Raw genomic sequence first — 20288 nt, 5'->3', positions numbered from 1 at the left:
ATCCTAAAACAAAAGACTAAGGAAATTTCCTTAGTCTTTTGTTTTAGGATTTGATACTACAGACATAATATATCCAAATATAATTGCTCCTGCTATACCTCCAGCAGTAGCTTCCAATCCTCCAGTAAAAGCTCCTATAAGACCATTCTTCTTTACACCTTCAATAGCCCCCTTACAAAGAGCATATCCAAATCCTGGCAAAGGTACGGAGGCTCCTGCTTCAGCATATTTAATTAAAGGTTCATATATACCTACTGCTGTAAGTATAACTCCAGATGTAACAAATATTACTAGAATATGAGCAGGAGTCAATTTAGTAGTATCCATTAAAATTTGTCCTATAACACATATAATCCCACCAATTATAAAAGCTTTAAGATAATCCATTTTTAGCCTCCTCTACTCTATTGAATTGCTTATAGTTACTGCATGTGCTATGCCTGGTATAGATTCACCCTGCTGGGTACTAATAGAAGAATGAAGAGCACCTGTAGAGATTAAAAGAACCCTATTTAAACTTCCTTTCAAAAGCTCCTTATATACATAGCCAGCAAACACTACCGCTGAACAGCCACATCCACTTCCTCCAGAGTGGGTGTCCTGTTCTTCATGATAAAATATTTTAACTCCACTATCATTAAATACTTCTGATATATCATATCCTTCTTCTTTCATTAGATCAGAGGCTATTGATTTACCTACAGAACCTAGATCTCCAGTTATTATTAAATCATAATCATCTGGATTATACCCTGTATCTCTAAAATGATTTGAAATAGTATCTACTGCTGCAGGTGCCATAGCTGCTCCCATATTATTTGCATCCTTTATTCCCGGATCAATAACCTTTCCTGTAGTTACATATGTAATGAAAGGTCCCTCTCCTGAAGAAGATAATATAGCAGCACCAGCACCAGTAACAGTCCATTGTGCAGAAAAAGGTCTCTGGTTCCCAAATTCTAGAGGATAGCGAAATTGTCTTTCTGCTGAACTAAAATGGCTAGAAGTTACACAGGCAACCTTTTCTGCAAATCCACCATCTATAGTCATAGCTCCTAAGCTCAATGACTCAGCCATAGTAGAGCATGCACCATAGAGACCAAAATAAGGTATGCCTAGTTGTCTAGCACAATAGGAAGATGAAATAATTTGATTTAACAAATCCCCGGAAAAAAGATAATTCATATCACTTTCTGACAATGCTGCATTAGTTAAAGCCATCCTTACTGTTTCTTCCTGCAATTTGCTCTCACATTTTTCCCAAGATTCTGTCCCCCAAAGATCATCTTCTAAAATCATATCAAAGTACTCTTTTAAAGGTCCCTCACCTTCTTTAGGTCCTACAATACTAGCTGTACTAATAATAGATGGAGGATTTTCAAGTTTCACTGTCTGATTTCCAACCCTCTTTAATCCCATATTATCTTCCACCTCCAAACAATAGATAAACTATCCCAACTAAAATAGAACTTCCTACTCCATATACCAAAACTGGTCCTGCTATTATAAACATCTTAGCTGCTACTCCAAAAATATAGCCTTCCCTTTTATGCTCCATAGCTGGGGATACTATAGAATTGGCAAATCCAGTAATAGGTACTGCTGAACCTGCACCTGCAACCTTACCTAGTCTATCATAAACTCCAATACCAGTTAAGAAAGAACCAATAAACACTAATGTTATAGAAGTTCCTGCAGCTACCTGTTTTTCATTTAATCCCCTTGAAAAAAGCCAATTTCTAATTAACTGCCCTATTGTACATATCAATCCACCTACAACAAAAGCCCAAAATATATTTTTAAAATATGTAGGTTTTGGAATCTTCTTATCTGCATATTTTTCATATTCCTTTTTATTTAATCTATCCATAATATTCTCCTCTCTATTTGTAACTTACTAATACCAACCAATTTAATAGTGAAGCTGATACCTTTCCTAATAATATTGAAATAATTAAAAAAGGTATGTACTCAGTTATTTCCATTTTTCTAGATAAAACTGGGATTACATTTAAAACTTCTGCCAATGCAGAAGCAAATAACCCTACAAAAGTACCAAAAAACAATCCTGATATAATGGATAAATACTTATTAAATTTAAAAGAAAAATCAGAAAAAAATATAAAACTAAACATTGTCATTGATAAAATCAAAATCCACTCATATAAAGGTATTTTTTCATCTGTATCGCTTATCTGAGCTAATCTTGGTACTACACCTAGCAAAGCAATAAAAGCTCCTGCTGCATTTCCTACTACTATTCCTGTTGATAAACCTATAAAAGCTAATAAAACCCTTAACAACATACCACCACCTATTTAAGAGGTTTATTTGTGTTTTTTATTTTTTCAATAATATATTCATCTAGTTCTTTATTATATTGATCCATCTCAACTTCTAATGGTCCTGGCTCTTTTCGTTTAGATTTAACACTAAATACAGGACTAAAAAAAGCACCAATACCTATGCCTATACCTAAAGAATATGGTATAAGTACAATCAAAGGATTTTTCTGATATTCTCCTGTAATAATATAGAAAATTTTTTCCATACATTTTTGCATATTCACATCTTCGTGAAAATATATAATAGCCAATCCTGCTCCAAAAAATAAAACTAAGCAGACTACTAATACTTTAAAGTATTCAAATATTTTACTCTTTTCCTCTGATTTTTTTACTTCAATTAATACTTCAGGTTCTCCAACCATTATTACATCTATATTGTCCCTTTGATTTTCAATTTTACTTAAAATATCTATAGTAGATACAAATTCATATATTTCTTCATTTTTAGATTTATATACTTTAAGAGACTCTAAAAATTTTTGTACACTTGGATTGTTACAATATATTTCAGCTACATCGGTTAAATAAACATCACTATTTGGTTTAACAGTATATCTAGACTCTAATTTTATATAAGCTTGATCTTTATCTATGGTTCTCACCCCAATTTGTATAATAACTAATATTATCTACAAATTTTGCTTTTTTAGGAATGGTCTTATTAGATTTATTATTGTTCTGATATAATATTATCCCAATAGAGAAAGAGATTATAAGTACTAAAGCTAATATTAAAACCTTTCTAGGTTTTTTCTCCATTAAATCACTCCTATTTCTTTTATTCTTCACCTTTATTATTTACATTTATTTTTTTTTAATTCAAAAAAATAAAGGCATGATTTCATGCCTCTGCTAACATTCCTCTCATATCCTTCAATATTCTCTTTTCTATTCTAGATACTTGAACCTGGGATATACCCAACATTTTAGCCACCTCAACCTGGGTTTTATCTTTAAAATAGCGCATTACAATTATTTGTCTATCCCTAGGTTTTAACTTACTTAACATTTCTTTTAAAATAATTTTTTCAATAATATCCTTTTCATCATGTTCATCTGAGCTTATTTTGTCTATTAAGAAAAGAGGTGAACCATCACTTTCATGGATTATATCATGTAAATAATCAGGTTGATAGTTAGAGTCTAAAGCTACTACTACATCTTCTTTATCCATACCTATTTCATCAGCTATTTCTTGTATTGTAGCTTCTCTTCCCAATTCTTTAGCCAACTTTTCGGAAGCAGTTCTTACCCTTATTGTAGTCTGCTTCAAAGACCTGCTCACCTTTATAATTCCATCATCCCTTAAAAATCTCTTTATCTCTCCTATGATCATTGGAACAGCATATGTAGAGAATTTAACATTATAACTTGTATCAAATTTGTCTATAGCCTTTAAAAGCCCTATACATCCTATTTGAAATAAATCTTCAGTATCATAACCTCTATTGGTAAAACCTTTTAATACGCTTCTTACAAGACCTATATTTTTATTAACTAATATATCTTTTGCTTCTTCACTACCTTTTTGAGCCTCTTTTATAAACTTCATAGTTTCTTCGTGACTTAAAAGTCCTTTTTCATTGTTATCCACCCTAGTCATAGCATCTACTCCTTATTAGGAAGGCTTTTAAACTTTTTTATCATTCTTACCTTAGTCCCTTTCCCTGGCTCAGATACTACTTCTAATTTGTCCATAAAAGTCTCCATTACTGTAAAACCCATCCCCGATCTTTCTAACTCTGGTTTAGATGTATAAAAAGGTTCCAAAGCTTTTTCTAAATCATCAATACCCTTTCCATCATCTTTAATTATTATCTCTATTTCATTATCAACTATTCTACTTTCTATAGTTACCATTCCTTCAACATTTTCATATCCATGTATTATAGAGTTTGTTACTGCTTCAGAAACTGCAGTTTTTATATCCGATATTTCTTCTATAGTAGGATCCAATTGGGAAGCAAAGGCAGCCACTACTACCCTTGCAAAAGCTTCATTAGTAGATTTGCTAGCAAACTCTAATTTCATATAATTTGTATTTTTCATCAACTATCACCCCTCTAAACTATTTTCTAATATAGAGTCAACTGTTGGATAGACCCTTATTATCTTATAAATTCCTGACATACGTAAAATTCTCTCTACATTAGAATTGGAACTAACTATAAAGACTTCTCCTCCATTTTCCTTACAAGTTTTATATCTTCCCATTATAAGTCCAATACCTGAACTATCCATAAAATTCAATTCTCTTAAATCAAATATTATATTTTTTTTCCTTTTTTCAAAATACCACATATCAATTTTATTTCTAGCTTCTTCTGTAGTGTGATGATCTAATTCCCCCTTAAATTTAACTATTAGATTTTCATCAATTGTATCTAATATTAACCTCAAATTTATCCCTCCCATGCTACATATTCTTCTATCCACTCTTCTATTCTATATCCTATCTATATTTTCCTTCAAAGAAAATTGACTAGTTTTGTATAAAAAAGAAAAAAAGAGTCTTTTTTAAAGACTCTTCGCCGCAAGGATTACATGGCTTAGTAAAATAGATGTAGTCAAGCTTCCTACTCCTCCTGGAACTGGTGTAATAGCTTCAACCTTTGAAGATACATTGTCAAAATCTACATCTCCTGCCATTTTTCCATTTTCATCAAAACTTATTCCCACATCTATCACAACACTTTTCTCATTAAAATATTCATCAGTTACATACTTTGGTCTGCCCAATGCAGTTACTACAACATCTGCACTGTTAGTAAAACCTTTTAAATCTTTAGTTTTAGAATGGCAAATAGTTACAGTAGAGTTTTTACCTAAGAGCATCATTGATAGTGGCCTACCTACTACCATACTCCTATTTATAATCACTACATGAGCCCCTTCTAAAGGTATATTATAATGATCCATAATCATCACTGCTGCTTTTGGAGTACATGGAGCAAAACCTTCCATATTTCCTTCGAATATTTTCTCTAAGTTCAATGGATTCATACAATCTACATCTTTTAAAGGACTAATAGTTTTAGCTATTATATCTTCATCTATATGTTTTGGTAATGGTCTAAATATTAAAATACCATGAACATTATTATCTGTATTTAGTTCTTCTATTAAAGAAATCAAATCTTCTGTAGAAATATTTTCATCTTTTTCATAAACCTCTCCCTCTATTCCTACACCATCACAATTTTTAAGTATGCTTCTTTCATATGCTATATCGTCTGGATTTTCTCCTAATCTAATTATGGCTAAAGTAGGAGTAATACCTCTATTATTTAGATCTTTCACATCCCTCTTCATAGACTCCTTAACTTTTTTTACAACTTCCTTACCTTTTAGTATATTAGCCATAAAAATCCCCCTTATAATAATTTTGGTTGCACTTAAATAATTTTATCATATAATATGGAAAAAACAAGTTAAAACCAGTGTATATTTATAGCAACCATAACCCTAATAGAGTAGAAAATATCCCCACTAAAGTTCCTGCTACTAATTCTTTATATGTATGTCTTTTCAAATTTATTCTTGACCAAAATATTAAGGGCATAATTAAATACAAGAAAAGAATGGGTTTGCCTAAGAAATGATACAAAAGAGTAATAGGTCCTGACACTCCACAAGCATGTCCACTGGCTTTAAATTTTAAAATTTTATTTACAAAAGCCAAAAGTACTCCCGAAGCAACATAGGCAGCAAATATTTTTTTAACAATAAGAGGACCTCTAAGTAATAAAACAAGAAGACTTCCTATAATATAACCTGATACCGCTAAAATAAATGCAAGTTTCCTTTCCCCATCTCTTCCCGCATTTTTATACTTTGGCAATATATATTTTAATGGATAAGCAGATATAGGTAATATAGTTAGAAATAATATAGAGTGAAAATACCATAAAGGACTTATAAACTCTTTCTTAAATTTAATGTACAGTAAAGTAATTGTGGAAAAAGCAACTATTGGTACAACTGTTAAAACACTAATAATTCTAGCAATCTTCTCTTTCTTAGTAATACCCTCTTTCATTTTGATTCCCCCTCTTTATAAGAATATAGAAAAGATTAGCCCAAAATTTGAGCTAATCAATATTAATTGTCATTCCTCTATTAATTATATTTTTATTTATTATGTTCATGGAATTTACATTTTGAATTTTATCTTCTACTAAAGTATTACGATACAATATATCAACGATTTTAAAATTTAATTTATCTACAGTTTCTTTTGAATTAGAGCTTCTATTTAAAGCCCTATCTCTTGAAGCTATAGCTGGATTACCATTTAAAGCAATATCTTCTGAGGACAATTTGAATTCTTTTCCAAACTTATCTACAATTATGTATTCTTTTTCATCTTCATCATAGTCTTTAATCAATACATTATCGCCTTTCACAAGTCTATAATAAGATTCATCTTCATTAAATATGGTCTTAGTAACTTTTGAAACACCGGTAGTTATATTTATTAGTTCTTCCGATTCTTCATTTACTTCATCAAGTTTTACAAAGCCTTTATTAGAATTTTTAGTTATAAATAGTCCATATCCTCCATGACTATTTATAAGATATATAATTTCTCCTGATTCTAATTCATCTACAACTCTTCCTTCTGCACTAGCTTTATCTAATAAGAATGTTTCACTTATAACCTTGTAAGCTTTTTTTCCTTCCTTTGTCTTCAAAATATTTCTTTTTTTATCCTTAGATTTTCTTTTTTCCCTAAATATATCTTTCTTCTCTTTTATCATATTTATTGTTTCCTCTTTTATAGGCTCAGTATCTTGCAAATGCCCCCCAGCACTAGCAAAACTTGTGGTTGCCAACATTCCTATTAAAACTATAACTGCAGTGCAATACCTTCTAATACACCCCACCACAAACACATCCTTCTATTTTTACATATAATATTAATATTATTACAGTGAATATTATATTACATATTACATCTAGTATCAAGAGGTGAAAATACATAGCTAAAATTCTAGCTATGTATTTTAATTTAAAAGCTATTCAACTGTTATAGCAGCTACTGGACATGACTCCTCGGCTTCTTTAGCACTATCTACTAGTCCTTCAGAAACATCCTCATTATATGCTACTGCTTTTCCATCATCGTCCATTTCAAAAACCTCTGGACATATACTTGGACATAATCCACAGCCAATACAGGTATCTTTATCTACATATGCTTTCATTTTAAAGACCTCCTTTTTATTTTTATTCTTCACTCAATAAGATACCCATATTTTTTTAATATATAGCATAATAAAAAACTCAAGAAGTTAATCTTGAGTTTTTTTAGGTTCCACATGAACCATACAATGCTTCACACTTTCTACACTATTTTCAATAATATCATGAACTTCTTCAGCTATATCATGACCTTCTTTTACAGAAATAGAACCATTTACAGCAATCTCTATATCAACAAATATTTTATTTCCAAATACTCTAGTCTTTAAATCCCTGATCTCTTCTACACCTTTTACAGAAAAAATTAAACTTTTGATTTTTTCAATAGTCTCATCATCTGCTGCTTCATCTACCAATTCCCTCGTAGCTTTTAGATATAGTTCCACCCCTACTTTTACAACAAAAATACTAACAACTATTCCAGCTATAGGGTCTAACACCTTAATACCCATTCTAGCTCCCAAAATACCTACAAAAGTACCTATAGATGATAGCACATCTGACCTGTGATGCCAAGCATCTGCCTCTAAAGATAAACTTTTTATTTTCTTTGCCGTCTTTACAGTATACCAGTACATAGCCTCTTTAGAAACAATTGAAACTAAAGCAGCTACCAAAGCTATTAAGCCAGGTGTTTTAATATTACCACTTATTAAAACTTTCACACTTTCATAACCAATATAAACCCCTGTTAGTAAAAGTAGGATACTTAAAAGCTTTGCAAAAATAGGCTCGTATTTTTCGTGCCCATATGGATGGTTTTCGTCAGCTTCTTTTGATGAAACTTTCAAACCTAGTAGTACTACAAAAGTAGTTAGTACATCGGATAAAGTATGGACACCATCTGCAAACATCGCATTACTCTTTCCTATAATTCCTGCAAATATCTTAATTGCTGATAAAACTACATTAATAATTATAGTAATAACAGACACTTTAAATCCTAATTTATAATTATCCATATTATTACCTCCAAAATAATATCTTCCATTAATATTATCAATTATATTCAATTGATAATATTATATACCCAATAAGTCCAAAAGTCTACTATTTTAGCCAAATAACAAGCTTTATCAATTGATAATAACTATTATATCCAATACAAAAAAAGATAAGTGAAAGATTTTTTCTTTCCCTTATCTTTTTAACCAATTTAAATTATTTTAATCAATTATATTCTCTTTACAAAATTTCCTTCTTTCATTATTATAGCCATATTTTCTTTATTAATATTTTCTATATTATCTAATGGATTTTTCTCAAGTACTATTAAATCAGCATATTTTCCTTCTTCTAAAGTGCCTGTAATATCTAATACTTGAAGCATATCTGCACCACTTTTAGTTGCAGCTACTATGGTTTCCATAGGTGATAGTCCAGCCTTATTTATAGCATATATTTCCTTCAAACTATATTCACCATAAGGTGTAAGCTGGCTACAGAAAGAATCAGAACCTACTACTATTCTAATTCCTGCATCTTTTGCAGCTTGAAAATTAGCTATTGTACGGTTCAATTCTTTTTCTGCAATAGTTTCTCCAGGAAATTTATCCAATATAGGCCTATATGGTGGTTCATATTCAGTAAACCATTCATAGAAAAATTGCATAGTCGGAACTAAAGTAATATCCTTTTCTACCATCATTTGAAGACATTCTTCATCTAGTTCTTGTCCATGTTCAATACTATATACTCCAGCTTTACAGCAATCCTTTGCCCCCTCTAAACTTTCACAATGAGCTCTTACAGGAAGTCCTACATAGTTTGCTTCTTCCACTACTACTTGGATCTCTTCAAAACTGTAGTGTTGATCAGTTTTTCTTTCTAATCTCCATACTCCTCCACCTGTAGCCCAAATCTTAATCATATCTGGATTAGTTCTAATAATTCTTCTCACTGCATTACGTAAATTTTCCCTACCATCTACACATATAGCCCAAGGATGGGATTCTTGAACATAATCAAAAGGTAGCGAATGGGTATCACCATGGCCACTAGTTCTAGAAAGACCTAATCCACAAGTAATAGTTCTTGGTCCTTTAACAATTCCCTTCTCAATCATATCCCTTAAGTAAGTTCCATTTCTTGAAATATCCCCTACAGTAGTAAGACCATGTTCTAAACAAGCTTCTCCTTGAGAAACAGATACAACCGCTTTTTGTAAAACTGGTTCAAGGACCCAATCTACATCTGAAGGGCTTAGGGCACCACCAAAATGAACATGGGTATCAATAAGTCCAGGCATAATTGTCATTCCAGATATATCCACGATTTCATAATCTGAATCTATATGTATTTCTTCTCCTGCATATTTGATCTTGCCATCTTCAACCAATACCAAAGAATTTTCAACAGGTTCCTTTCCTGTACCATCAATAAGCATTCCGCCTTTAAAACCAATTTTTGTCATATAACCCCTCCTTTAAGCTTTAATAATACAAAGGTATTATAACATATTATACCACTCTCTTGTCATCTGTAAAATCCCAAGGTTCTCTTTTAATTATACCATCTGCATATGGTATAAATATTGATATTATGGCAGCTAACGCCAATAATTGTTGATACCATAAGAGAGGTATTATTTCTATTGGACTTACTAAACCTTTAGTGAAACTAGCAGCTATTAATAGCTGTGCTCCATAAGGAATCATCCCCTGCATTACACAAGAAAAAGCATCTAATAATGAAGCGGTTCTTCTAGGATCTACCTTATATGTTTTTGAAATTTCTTTTACAATAGGTCCTGATATTATTATTGCTACTGTGTTATTAGCTGTAGCAGCATCTATTAAACTAATTAGGGCTGCAATACCTACTTCTGCAGTTTTCTTACCTTTAATTCTTCCTTGAATTTTTTCAAGAATCCACTGTAGCCCACCTTCTTTTGTAACCATAAAAGCTAAACCACCTGTTAACATAGATAATAAAAATATATCAAACATTCCCTCAAATCCGCTGAAAATCTCCTGAGCAAAGGTTAATATTCCTAGTTCCCTATAGGCTATACCGATGATCCCAGAAAAAATAATTCCCCCTGTTAAAACAATAAACACATTGACTCCTGCCAATGCTGCCACTAATACAAATAGATATGGCAATACCTTAATTATATTAAATGAATAATCCCCAACTTCTGAGACAGTAGTTGGTTGTCCAAAAATTAACAATAAAATTATTGTAATTATAGCTGCTGGTAGTGCAATTCTAATATTCAATCTAAATTTATCCCTCATCTCAACTCCTTGGGTTCTTGTTGCTGCTATGGTTGTATCAGATATTATCGATAAATTATCACCAAACATAGCTCCTCCTATAAGGGCAGCTATAACTAATGATAAATTCAAACCTGCTTTTTCAGCTAATCCTACGGCAATTGGCCCTATAGCTACTATAGTTCCTACAGAAGTTCCCGTAGATATAGATATAAAACCTGCAATTATAAAAATACCTGCTGTAGCATATTTAGCTGGAATAAGTGTAAGTCCTAAATTTACTGTAGCATCTACTCCACCTATTGCCTCAGAAACTGATGAAAAAGCTCCAGCCAATAAATAAATAATACACATAATAATTATATTTTCATCGCCACAACCTTGTACCAAAGTTCCAAATTTTTCATCAACAGAACCCTTAAACATAATAAATGCTATAATTATCCCTACCAGTACTGCTACTGGTCCAGGTAATTGATAAAAAGCCATCTCTACCCCTTTAGCTTGAAGAATTATACCACTTGCTAAGTAAACCACTACAAAGATCAGAAAAGGAATAAGTGCTTTACCACTACTTTTTGATTTCGATTCATACATTTATGTCCCTCCATATAATATGTTTTTTTCACATTGTAATTGTATTCTATATTTATTATTTATTCAACTTTGTATTTTAATAATCTTTTTATAGTAAACTCCATAAAATACTAAAGCATCTGATTTATATATAAATCAGATGCTTTAGTACATATACATAATCTAACCTTATTAATCATATTTATATATTTAAAATAAAATATGACCTGCAATTGCCATTATAGGCAATGCTATCAATGTTCTTTCTATAAATATAATGAACATTTCACCTAGAGATACTGGTATTTTTGAACCTAGTATTACAGCACCTACTTCTGATAGATAAATAAGTTGAGATACTGAAACACCAGCTATAACAAATCTAGTTAAATCACTAGGAATATTTGAACCAATAACAGAAGGTAAAAACATATCAGCAAATCCAATAATCATAGTTTGAGATGCTTCTACTGCATAGGGAATTCTAAAAAGCTTTAACAGAGGTATAAATGGCATACCTAACCATTGGAATATAGGGGTTGCTTCAGCTATTATTAAAGCCAATGTTCCAAAAGCCATTATTACAGGCATAACACCTAACCACATATCCAATACAGTTGCCATACCATTCTTAATAAATTGCTTTACATCTCCACTGTCTCTAGCCTTAATAAGGGCTAAATTGGTCCCCCAACTAACTGAAGTACAACCTTCGGGAATTTCTTCTGTTGACTTTTTTTGGGCTCCACCATAATAAGAATCAGGTTTTCTAGATAGTGGCGGAATACGCGGAACAATGATACCAGCAACTATCCCTATTATTATAATAGTTAAATAATAATGTCCAAATAAATGTCCCAAACCTACTTGAGAAAGTACTACTAAAGAAAATGTAATAGATACAGCTGAAAAAGTTGTAGCTACTACTGAAGCCTCTCTTTGAGTATAATATCCTTCTTCATATTGTTTATTTGTAAGAGTTACTCCAATAGTTCCATCCCCTACCCATGAAGCTATACAGTCAATAGAAGAACGACCAGGCAATAAAAATATAGGTCTCATAAACTTGGTTACAAGGGTTCCAACAAACTCTAAAAGTCCAAAGTCGGTTAGGAATGGAAGAAGAAATCCAGCAAATAAAAATATTGTAAACAATGTAATTAAAAGATCATATAATATTAGTCCTCCTATATCTTCAGAAATAACCCATTCAGGACCTATATCAAAAAACACCATTATGGCAAATATCATACCCACTACTCTAGTAATAAGCCAAAATGTATTTACATCAAAAATACCTTTTAATGTTTTGTTGTCCTTTATAAAAGATGGTTTGAAAACTTTATAAATTATAGAACCTATTGCCGTAATAGAAATTATAGTTGTTACAATCAATGGTATCTGGTCTTTTATTAAATCAGAAAGAAGACTTGCAAAAAGAGCTACTGCAATTGTAGTTTCACCTTCATGTTTAAATGGAAACATAAATAATAATATACCTATGATTGACGGTATAATAAATCTTAAATAGTCTCCCATTGAAAACCTATCTTTAAACTCTGTATCCATTATCTAATCCTCCTTAACATTTTTAAATATACAGAATATTTTTAATAGTAAGTCTGTATATTTAATATTTATACTCCAATAATTATTACATTATAACACAAGTTCTAAGAATTTTTAATCACTTTTGTAAATATTTATTAATTACTTTTTATGAAAAAATTAGAATTAAATAATTTGTAAATAATATTTTTATATTATTCCTTTTATCTTATAATTTTAAATGATATAATGAAATATATGAAAATATTATATTTATTAACAATTTTCAGAAAGGGGTTTTTGAATAAAAATGAATATAAACCTGTTAGCAGTACCTATTATGTATGGTTGTGATCGTAATGGTGCCCAATATGGTCCAAAAATCTTAAGAGAAAAAGATTTAGTAGAAGTAATAAAGAATCAAAATCATGTAGTTTATGATTTTGGGAATCTATTCATACCTAGTGTTCCAGAATCAGAAAAATATGCTAACCATGAACATATCAAATATTTAAAACCTGTAGCAGAAACAAATAATAACCTTGCCCATTTAGTATATAGCTCACTATGTTCAGAAAGCTTTCCTTTTGTAGTTGGTGGAGATCATTCCTTAGGTTTAGGTAGTATTTCAGGTGCTAGTAAACATTTTGAAAACTTAGCTGTAATATGGATAGATGCTCATGGAGATATAAATACTCCTGAAACATCACCAACTGGTAATAGCCATGGTATGCCACTAGCTGCAGCACTAGGAGTTGGAGTACCAGAATTAACAAATGTATACTATGATGGTCCAAAAGTTAAACCTGAAAATGTATATATTATTGGAGCCAGAGATTTAGACGAAGGAGAAGTTAAACTTGCCAAAGATTTAAATCTAAATCTATACACTATGGATACTGTTAGAAAAATGGGAATAAGTACAGTTATAGAAGAAGTATTAAATAAAATAAAATCTAGCAATATTGATGGAGTTCATCTAAGCTTCGATATAGATGCTTTAGATAAAAGTTTGGTACCTGGAACAGGCACTCCAGTTAGCAACGGTTTTAGTTTCGAAGAAGGAAAAAAACTTCTTGAAGGATTTTTAAGTACAGGCCTTATAAAATCAATGGACTTTGTTGAATTAAATCCAATTCTTGATAATAAAGATATGACATCTAATCTTTGTATAGAACTAATAAACTATATATTTAAAACATTAAGGTAATTTTTTGCTCTAAAATGTATAAAAATACTATTATTGAATAACTATACATAGTGTGTCATTTGCTATGCCACTATGAAGTACAGTATATTAAAAGGTCTCAGATAAAAAAGCTAATAAGAATTTTGAAATTCTTATTAGCTTTTTTGCATAAATATTTAGTCAGATAATCAAATTTAAAACTTAACTTGAGAAACTATTTCCCTAAATAAATCTATCTTTACCTTTGCTTTTTAAATATTCTACAAATCTATCAGTAGAAGTATTGATAATTAATTCTTCTGGCATTTCAATATCTTCCAATAGCTTTATTGCCTCATCAAATACTCCAACATCGAAAGAAATATGGCTATCACTATTTACAATAACTGGCACCCTATGCTTTTTACATAATAAGGCTATTTCACGACAATTTTCATAGCTACCTTTCCTACTCTTTGAAAAAGAACTATTATTAATCTCAACTAAAGTATTGGTTTTTTTAGCAGCCAATACAACTTTTTCTTTGTCTATTGGAAAAGATGGATTCCCTGGATGACCTAGTATATCCACATATTCATTTTCCATAGCATTTAAAAGGGCTTTTGTATGTTCTTCTACATTAGATGGCTCCATACATACATCATGGAGTGAAGCAATAACTATATCTAATCCTTTCAATAGTCTTTCTGGTATATCCATTTCTCCTTCTTTATTTAAAATATTTGCTTCTACACCTTTAAGTATCTCTACCCCATCTATATTGTCTGGTATAACTTTTAAATTACCTATATGAAAAATATGAGGCCCTCCTGGCATCTTAGGTCCATGATCTGTTATCCCCACATATTTTAAACCTTTTTTAGAGGCTTCTAAAGCTACTTCTTGAACAGTGCTATATGCATGACCACTTGACACAGTATGATTGTGCACGTCTAATAATAATTTCATCGAATCTTGCTCCTTTCTATATCAATAAATATAATTATAACATATCTAAAGATTTTCTATTTATTATGTGGTAAAATTGTTATTGATTAAATTTATAAATTATAAAAGGGAGTGAATATATGAACCAAAATGATGAGCCAATTATAACAATAAGAGGACTTGAAAAAAGTTTCGGCACTAAAGAAGTATTGAAAGGAATTAATCTAGATGTTGAAAAGGGACAGATCATAGGATATATAGGTCCAAATGGAGCTGGAAAAAGTACTACTGTTAAAATAATGCTAGGACTAATCAATGAATATGTTGGTGAAATAAAAATTTTCGGACAAGATATATCCAACGGAAATGTAGAGTACAAAAAGAAAATAGGATATGTTCCAGAAGTAGCAGAAATATATGATAATTTAACTGGAAGAGAATATCTAACCTTTATAGGAGAACTATATGGCCTTGATTATGATGCGGCCGATGAAAAAGCAAAAAAATTGATGGAACTATTCAATTTGGAAAAAGTATATGATTCAAGAATCTCTTCCTATTCAAAAGGTATGAGACAAAAGGCAGTCATAATATCAAGTTTGTTGAACAATCCTGATATTCTATTTTTAGATGAACCCTTAAGTGGAATGGATGCAAATAGTGTTATGGTTTTTAAAGAAGTATTGGCTGAATTAGCTTCCCAAGGAAAAACTATATTCTACTCCTCCCATATAATGGAGATAGTTGAAAAAATAAGCAACAGGATAATATTGATAAATGATGGAAAAATTGTTGCCGATGGAAGCTTTGATAAATTAAAAGAAAAATCTATGGAAGGTTCACTAGAGGGGATATTTAATGAGCTTACTGGATTTAAAGAGCATAGAGAAATTGCAGAAGAAATTGTATCCATAGTTCAAGGGGTGTAGGAAATGAAAGATTTTAAAGTGTTAAAATTCATGGATAGATTCAAAGGTTTATTTAAAAGTTTCGGAATTGATTATGATACTATGAGAAAAATACTCCAAGTTAAGCTTACTTTAGATGGAAGAAGAGTCCCTACAGTTATGAACAATAATTCTTATAAAAATGAAGGGAATAGTATCAAAAAATCTTTAGGATTTTATATATTGTTAGGACTAGTATTGGTTCCATTTGTCATTTCAAATCAAAACTATTTATTTCAAATGAGTTTTCTATTTGGAATACTCATGTTTATGATGATGACTATTTTAATTTCAGATTTTTCTTCCGTACTATTGGATTTAAGGGACAAAGATATAATTCTATCAAAACCAGTAGATGGTAAGACTCTAAGTGCAGCAAAAACTATACATATAATGATATACATGTTTTTTATAACTTTTTCTTTTACAGGACCATCGTTAGCTGTATCACTATATAGAAACGGATTTTTATTTTTCATAATATTTTTATTATCAATAATTCTAATGGATTTGTTAATAGTGGCTTTAACTGCATTATTATATCTATTGATACTTAAATTCTTTGATGGTGAAAAACTAAAAGATATTATCAACTATGTTCAAATAATTTTAACTATAGCATTATCTGTAGGTTATCAGCTTATAGGTAGATTATTTGATTTTAGTAATATTATGAATATTGATTTTGTTCCAAAATGGTGGCAGTATCTACTTCCATCTATGTGGTTTGGAGGACCTTTTGAACTAATACTTAAAAGAAATTATGATCCTCATATAATATTCTTCTCAGTTTTAGCAGTGATTGTACCTATACTTGCAATAATTATATATGTAAAGCTTACACCTACTTTTGAAGATAATTTGCAAAAACTAAACAGCAGTAGCGGAATTGTTAAAGCTAAAAATAAAGGATTCAATTATCATTTATCGCAGCTAGCCTGTAGAACCAAAGAAGAAAAAACCTTCTTTAGATTTGCAACTAATATGATGAAAAAAGAAAGGGATTTTAAACTTAGGGTATATCCATCATTAGGACTTTCTTTAGTCTTCCCTTTTATATTCCTACTGTCAGACTTCAAAAATGAAGGATGGGAATATATAGCTAGTAGCAAATTATACTTTAATATATATTTTATTGGTCTTATGATACCAACTGTACTTATGATGATAGGATATTCTAATAAATATAAAGGGGCTTGGATATATAAGATATTACCATTTAATGATACATCGGCCATATTTAAAGGGACTATAAAAGCATTTATAATAAATCTTTTACTTCCTATGTATATATTTGAAAGCATAATATTTATGATTATATTTAAAGGTAGGATAGGTTTAGATTTGGTTATTATATTTATAAATATAGTATTGTTTACTGCAATTTGTTTTATAATATTGGAAAAAACTTTACCTTTTTCCGAGCCTTTTGAATCAGCCAATAAAAGTGGTAAATTTATTATTATACCATTATTTTTAACAATAGCAGCTTTAGCTGGTGTTCATTATCTCTCCACAAAAATTGTCTACGGTAGATATATATACTTACTTATATTAGTTACTATAAACCTATTTATATGGAAAAAAGCATTTAATGTTAAAATTGAAGGAAATCATAGCCCCCAATAAAATTATTGGGGGCTATTTGCAAAAAACATCAACATTATAATGAATCTCAATTATCACAACGATTATATGGTGTAATATTAGATTTTTAGGGAATTCTAAACTTTGGAGGTGAAAGTTTTGATAGATTTTATACCTAAACAAGTATTTTATGAACCTGATGCTTTAAACTATCCCCTTGGGAAAAAACTAGTAAATTACTTCCAAAATATAAATATACCAATGAAGCCTACCACTTCTCATAATAGGGTTGTTGGTATAGCTGGAGATACTCCCCAAGAAGCCTATAAGGAAGCAAAACATACTTTAGTTATCGGAGTTAGGAGAAGTAAAACCTTCCAAACATGTAAACCCTCTGCCCACTACCAGCTTCCATTGGCTACTTCTTGCCCTGGTATGTGTGAATATTGTTACCTATCTACTACATTAGGACCAAAACCTTATCTAAGGATATATGTTAATATTGAAGAAATATTAGATACAACTAAAAACATAATTGAATCTAGAGCACCAGAAATAACTGTCTTTGAAGGTGCTGCTACAGCTGACCCTATACCTGTAGAAAAATATACTGGAAGCCTTAAAAGAACCATAGAGTTCTTTGGTCAAGAACCTTTAGGCCGTTTCCGATTTGTTACTAAATTTACTGATATAGATAGTCTTTTAAATGTAGAACATAATAACCATACACGCTTTAGATTTAGCTTAAACTGCCAATATATAATTAAAAATTTTGAACATAAAACCCCCCAGCTTTTAGACAGGGTCATGGCAGCGTCAAAAATGCTAAAAGCAAATTATCCTATAGGTTTCATTATTGCACCAATATTTAGATTTGAAAATTGGCAGGATGAATACACTGAACTATTTGTTTTATTAGAAAAATATTTATATGAAAATATGCCTCCAGATTGGTCTCCTAAAGATCTAAGTTTCGAATTTATATCTCATCGTTATACCCTTAAGGCTAAATCCAATATACTTAATGTCTTCCCTAAAAGCAAACTTCCCATGGAGGAAAAAGAACGGAAGTTTAAATATGGACAATTTGGATATGGCAAATATATTTATAATCCTAATGAAATAAATGAATTAAAAGAATTTTTCTTAAATAAGACAAAAGAATTCTTCCTCGGAGCAAAGGTTGAATATTTTATATAATTTAATCAAAGTTTAATTCCAAGAATACACCCACTTTCGCTATTTTTAGAAGTGGGTGTATTCTTGGATAAAATGATATGAAGAAAATTTTAACAATTATGATTAATAATATTTATTAAAGGGTAAGAGTATTATAGATGATTTTTATAATATTTATATGGTTCATAGATTTTATCTATATAGGAATAGGAGGTTTTTTTATGCCAGAAAAATTTAATGCAGGGTGCCAAAGACCAGAAATTAAAAAAGATAAAGTAGAAGAAAGCAAACCAGAAGAAAATAAAACCACTCAAAAGGAGGAGTTAAGTATGATTAAAGTTGGAAAGCCAGCTCCAGATTTCACTATACCAGCTTTTCACAAAGGTGAATTTGTTAATTTAAGCCTTTCAGAATTTAAAGGAAAATGGGTGCTACTATGTTTCTATCCGGGAGACTTCACTTTTGTCTGAGCTACTGAAATTTCAGCAGTTGCTGACAAATATGAAGAGCTACAAAAATTAGGGGTTGAAGTTATATCCATTAGTGTTGACAGTCCATTTGTTCACAAAATGTGGAACGAACATGAATTATCTAAAATGATAGATAAAGATATTCCATTCCTAATGGGTTCTGACCAAGACGGATCAGTAGGCAGAAAATATGGGATTTATGATGAAGATAGTGGAGTAGAAACAAGAGGTAGATTTATAATCGATCCAGATGGAATAGTTCAAGGATTTGAAGTTCTTACTTCTCCAGTAGGAAGAAATATAAATGAAACAATAAGACAAATTAAAGCTTTTCAATTAGTAAGAGAGACAAAAGGTGCTGAAGTTACACCTGCAGGTTGGAAACCAGGTAAGAAAACATTAAAACCAGGCCCTGAATTAGTAGGAAGAGTATGGGAAGAATGGAGTGTAGATCAAGTAGACGATTAATAAAATAGTTTGCCCAGTTATAAGGTCAATATTGACCTTATAACTGGGCAATAATTATTATAGTGATAAATATCTTGATAAAACCTTCACTTGAAAGCTGACATTATTATTTCATCATAGTATTTTCCATCTTTGAATATTTCATCTTTTAAAATTCCTTCTACCTTAAATCCGCACTTTTCATAACTTTTTTTAGCTCTTATATTAAATGAAAATGTACTTAATCTTATCTTTCGAATATTCATCTTATTGAAAATAAAATCCATTAGCACCTTCATTGCATCGGTACCATATCCTTTTCCCCAATATTCTTTGTCTCCAATCATTATTCCAACTGTTGCAACACGAGATAGCCAATTTACTTCTTGAATACCACAACCGCCAATATATTTTTTTGTTTCTATATCTTCTATAGCAAAATTATAACTACCATTTTGATTGCTTTTCTGAGATTTTATCCATTTTTCCTCTTCCCATAAAGTCATAGGAAAAGGAATATCGGTAACCAAATATTTTTTAAGCTCTTCATCATTTACAAACGATGTTGCTATTGGTATGTCTTCTTCTCTATAAGCTCTCAAGCAAACTTTTTCTCCATAATACATTTAACAGTGCCCCCTTTATAA

Annotated in this window: 24 protein-coding genes; 5 read left to right on the top strand and 19 right to left on the bottom strand. The window is 30.6% G+C overall.

Going from position 1 to position 20288, the window contains the following annotated elements; all coding sequences use genetic code 11:
- Nucleotides 1–30: 30 nt before the first annotated feature.
- From spoVAE to FYJ27_RS05815, 17 genes are all read right to left on the bottom strand, one after another.
- Entirely contained in the window at nt 31–387 is a 357-nt protein-coding gene (spoVAE, locus tag FYJ27_RS05895) for a stage V sporulation protein AE (RefSeq protein ID WP_154483924.1), read from the bottom strand.
- A 12-nt stretch (nt 388–399) separates the two neighbouring features.
- Nucleotides 400–1419, bottom strand: a complete 1020-nt coding sequence (gene spoVAD / locus FYJ27_RS05890) for a stage V sporulation protein AD (protein WP_154483923.1) — start codon at nt 1417–1419, stop codon at nt 400–402.
- Nucleotide 1420: 1 nt separating this feature from the next.
- Nucleotides 1421–1870 (bottom strand): stage V sporulation protein AC, encoded by a 450-nt coding sequence (gene spoVAC / locus FYJ27_RS05885; protein WP_154483922.1) that lies wholly within the window; start codon nt 1868–1870, stop codon nt 1421–1423.
- Nucleotides 1871–1883: 13 nt separating this feature from the next.
- Entirely contained in the window at nt 1884–2303 is a 420-nt protein-coding gene (locus tag FYJ27_RS05880; RefSeq protein WP_195839088.1) for a stage V sporulation protein AB, read from the bottom strand.
- Between the two features lie 11 nt (nt 2304–2314).
- Nucleotides 2315–2950 carry a stage V sporulation protein AA gene (locus tag FYJ27_RS05875; protein ID WP_154483920.1) on the bottom strand — a complete coding sequence of 212 codons (636 nt, stop codon included), beginning with the start codon at nt 2948–2950 and terminating at the stop codon, nt 2315–2317.
- The gene (locus FYJ27_RS05870; protein ID WP_154483919.1) at nt 2934–3107 is read right to left on the bottom strand and encodes a hypothetical protein; all 174 of its coding nucleotides are present in this window, start codon (nt 3105–3107) and stop codon (nt 2934–2936) included. Before FYJ27_RS05870 ends, FYJ27_RS05875 begins: the two co-directional genes overlap by 17 nt.
- Before the next feature lie 82 nt (nt 3108–3189).
- A complete protein-coding gene (gene sigF / locus FYJ27_RS05865) occupies nt 3190–3951 on the bottom strand; it encodes an RNA polymerase sporulation sigma factor SigF (RefSeq protein ID WP_154483918.1) in 762 nt (253 codons plus the stop codon).
- A 5-nt stretch (nt 3952–3956) separates the two neighbouring features.
- Nucleotides 3957–4397, bottom strand: a complete 441-nt coding sequence (gene spoIIAB / locus FYJ27_RS05860) for an anti-sigma F factor (RefSeq protein WP_154483917.1) — start codon at nt 4395–4397, stop codon at nt 3957–3959.
- Between the two features lie 6 nt (nt 4398–4403).
- Nucleotides 4404–4748: an anti-sigma F factor antagonist gene (gene spoIIAA, locus FYJ27_RS05855; RefSeq protein ID WP_229775489.1), complete on the bottom strand. Its 345-nt coding sequence runs from the start codon at nt 4746–4748 to the stop codon at nt 4404–4406.
- Between the two features lie 117 nt (nt 4749–4865).
- On the bottom strand, nt 4866–5711 hold the full coding sequence (locus FYJ27_RS05850; protein ID WP_154483916.1) for a bifunctional 5,10-methylenetetrahydrofolate dehydrogenase/5,10-methenyltetrahydrofolate cyclohydrolase: 846 nt from the start codon (nt 5709–5711) through the stop codon (nt 4866–4868).
- 85 nt (nt 5712–5796) lie between these two features.
- Complete coding sequence (locus FYJ27_RS05845; protein WP_154483915.1) at nt 5797–6387, bottom strand: hypothetical protein; 591 nt, start codon at nt 6385–6387, stop codon at nt 5797–5799.
- A gap of 52 nt (nt 6388–6439) precedes the next feature.
- Nucleotides 6440–7237, bottom strand: a complete 798-nt coding sequence (locus FYJ27_RS05840; RefSeq protein WP_154483914.1) for a hypothetical protein — start codon at nt 7235–7237, stop codon at nt 6440–6442.
- Between the two features lie 129 nt (nt 7238–7366).
- Nucleotides 7367–7555 carry a ferredoxin gene (locus FYJ27_RS05835; RefSeq protein ID WP_154483913.1) on the bottom strand — a complete coding sequence of 63 codons (189 nt, stop codon included), beginning with the start codon at nt 7553–7555 and terminating at the stop codon, nt 7367–7369.
- Between the two features lie 87 nt (nt 7556–7642).
- Nucleotides 7643–8515 (bottom strand): cation diffusion facilitator family transporter, encoded by an 873-nt coding sequence (locus tag FYJ27_RS05830; RefSeq protein ID WP_154483912.1) that lies wholly within the window; start codon nt 8513–8515, stop codon nt 7643–7645.
- A 212-nt stretch (nt 8516–8727) separates the two neighbouring features.
- The gene (locus FYJ27_RS05825) at nt 8728–9966 is read right to left on the bottom strand and encodes a metal-dependent hydrolase family protein (protein WP_154483911.1); all 1239 of its coding nucleotides are present in this window, start codon (nt 9964–9966) and stop codon (nt 8728–8730) included.
- Between the two features lie 46 nt (nt 9967–10012).
- Nucleotides 10013–11368 (bottom strand): Na+/H+ antiporter NhaC family protein, encoded by a 1356-nt coding sequence (locus FYJ27_RS05820; RefSeq protein ID WP_154483910.1) that lies wholly within the window; start codon nt 11366–11368, stop codon nt 10013–10015.
- A 189-nt stretch (nt 11369–11557) separates the two neighbouring features.
- Entirely contained in the window at nt 11558–12916 is a 1359-nt protein-coding gene (locus FYJ27_RS05815; RefSeq protein WP_154483909.1) for a YjiH family protein, read from the bottom strand.
- 289 nt (nt 12917–13205) lie between these two features.
- Here FYJ27_RS05815 and rocF point away from each other — a divergent pair, with 289 nt between their 5' ends.
- Entirely contained in the window at nt 13206–14105 is a 900-nt protein-coding gene (gene rocF, locus FYJ27_RS05810) for an arginase (RefSeq protein ID WP_154483908.1), read from the top strand.
- Nucleotides 14106–14306: 201 nt separating this feature from the next.
- Here rocF and FYJ27_RS05805 read toward each other — a convergent pair whose 3' ends face one another.
- Nucleotides 14307–15032, bottom strand: coding sequence for a phosphatase (locus tag FYJ27_RS05805; RefSeq protein ID WP_154483907.1), 726 nt, complete (start codon nt 15030–15032; stop codon nt 14307–14309).
- Between the two features lie 119 nt (nt 15033–15151).
- Here FYJ27_RS05805 and FYJ27_RS05800 point away from each other — a divergent pair, with 119 nt between their 5' ends.
- The 4 genes from FYJ27_RS05800 (at nt 15152) to prxU (ending at nt 19662) form a co-directional block, all read left to right on the top strand.
- Nucleotides 15152–15940, top strand: a complete 789-nt coding sequence (locus FYJ27_RS05800) for an ABC transporter ATP-binding protein (protein ID WP_154483906.1) — start codon at nt 15152–15154, stop codon at nt 15938–15940.
- Between the two features lie 3 nt (nt 15941–15943).
- Nucleotides 15944–17587, top strand: coding sequence for a hypothetical protein (locus FYJ27_RS05795; RefSeq protein WP_154483905.1), 1644 nt, complete (start codon nt 15944–15946; stop codon nt 17585–17587).
- 117 nt (nt 17588–17704) lie between these two features.
- A complete protein-coding gene (gene splB / locus FYJ27_RS05790; RefSeq protein ID WP_154483904.1) occupies nt 17705–18745 on the top strand; it encodes a spore photoproduct lyase in 1041 nt (346 codons plus the stop codon).
- Nucleotides 18746–18945: 200 nt separating this feature from the next.
- Nucleotides 18946–19662 carry a thioredoxin-dependent peroxiredoxin gene (gene prxU, locus FYJ27_RS05785; protein WP_154483903.1) on the top strand — a complete coding sequence of 239 codons (717 nt, stop codon included), beginning with the start codon at nt 18946–18948 and terminating at the stop codon, nt 19660–19662.
- Between the two features lie 86 nt (nt 19663–19748).
- Here prxU and FYJ27_RS05780 read toward each other — a convergent pair whose 3' ends face one another.
- Nucleotides 19749–20267: a GNAT family N-acetyltransferase gene (locus tag FYJ27_RS05780; RefSeq protein ID WP_154483902.1), complete on the bottom strand. Its 519-nt coding sequence runs from the start codon at nt 20265–20267 to the stop codon at nt 19749–19751.
- Nucleotides 20268–20288: the final 21 nt, after the last annotated feature.

Origin of the sequence: Anaerosalibacter bizertensis (assembly GCF_009696605.1) — a bacterium.
Taxonomy (GTDB): domain Bacteria; phylum Bacillota; class Clostridia; order Tissierellales; family Sporanaerobacteraceae; genus Anaerosalibacter; species Anaerosalibacter bizertensis.
This window is presented reverse-complemented; position numbering and strand designations above follow the sequence as displayed.

Excerpts from the sequence above, each read along its gene's own strand:
- spoVAE (WP_154483924.1), bottom strand. The coding sequence starts at position 387 with ATGGATTATCTTAAAGCTTTTATAATTGGTGGGATTATATGTGTTATA.
- spoVAD (WP_154483923.1), bottom strand. The coding sequence starts at position 1,419 with ATGGGATTAAAGAGGGTTGGAAATCAGACAGTGAAACTTGAAAATCCT.
- spoVAC (WP_154483922.1), bottom strand. The coding sequence starts at position 1,870 with ATGGATAGATTAAATAAAAAGGAATATGAAAAATATGCAGATAAGAAG.
- FYJ27_RS05870 (WP_154483919.1), bottom strand. The coding sequence starts at position 3,107 with ATGGAGAAAAAACCTAGAAAGGTTTTAATATTAGCTTTAGTACTTATA.
- sigF (WP_154483918.1), bottom strand. The coding sequence starts at position 3,951 with ATGACTAGGGTGGATAACAATGAAAAAGGACTTTTAAGTCACGAAGAA.
- spoIIAB (WP_154483917.1), bottom strand. The coding sequence starts at position 4,397 with ATGAAAAATACAAATTATATGAAATTAGAGTTTGCTAGCAAATCTACT.
- FYJ27_RS05850 (WP_154483916.1), bottom strand. The coding sequence starts at position 5,711 with ATGGCTAATATACTAAAAGGTAAGGAAGTTGTAAAAAAAGTTAAGGAG.
- FYJ27_RS05845 (WP_154483915.1), bottom strand. The coding sequence starts at position 6,387 with ATGAAAGAGGGTATTACTAAGAAAGAGAAGATTGCTAGAATTATTAGT.
- FYJ27_RS05835 (WP_154483913.1), bottom strand. The coding sequence starts at position 7,555 with ATGAAAGCATATGTAGATAAAGATACCTGTATTGGCTGTGGATTATGT.
- FYJ27_RS05830 (WP_154483912.1), bottom strand. The coding sequence starts at position 8,515 with ATGGATAATTATAAATTAGGATTTAAAGTGTCTGTTATTACTATAATT.
- FYJ27_RS05825 (WP_154483911.1), bottom strand. The coding sequence starts at position 9,966 with ATGACAAAAATTGGTTTTAAAGGCGGAATGCTTATTGATGGTACAGGA.
- FYJ27_RS05820 (WP_154483910.1), bottom strand. The coding sequence starts at position 11,368 with ATGTATGAATCGAAATCAAAAAGTAGTGGTAAAGCACTTATTCCTTTT.
- FYJ27_RS05815 (WP_154483909.1), bottom strand. The coding sequence starts at position 12,916 with ATGGATACAGAGTTTAAAGATAGGTTTTCAATGGGAGACTATTTAAGA.
- rocF (WP_154483908.1), top strand. The coding sequence starts at position 13,206 with ATGAATATAAACCTGTTAGCAGTACCTATTATGTATGGTTGTGATCGT.
- FYJ27_RS05805 (WP_154483907.1), bottom strand. The coding sequence starts at position 15,032 with ATGAAATTATTATTAGACGTGCACAATCATACTGTGTCAAGTGGTCAT.
- FYJ27_RS05800 (WP_154483906.1), top strand. The coding sequence starts at position 15,152 with ATGAACCAAAATGATGAGCCAATTATAACAATAAGAGGACTTGAAAAA.
- FYJ27_RS05795 (WP_154483905.1), top strand. The coding sequence starts at position 15,944 with ATGAAAGATTTTAAAGTGTTAAAATTCATGGATAGATTCAAAGGTTTA.
- FYJ27_RS05780 (WP_154483902.1), bottom strand. The coding sequence starts at position 20,267 with ATGTATTATGGAGAAAAAGTTTGCTTGAGAGCTTATAGAGAAGAAGAC.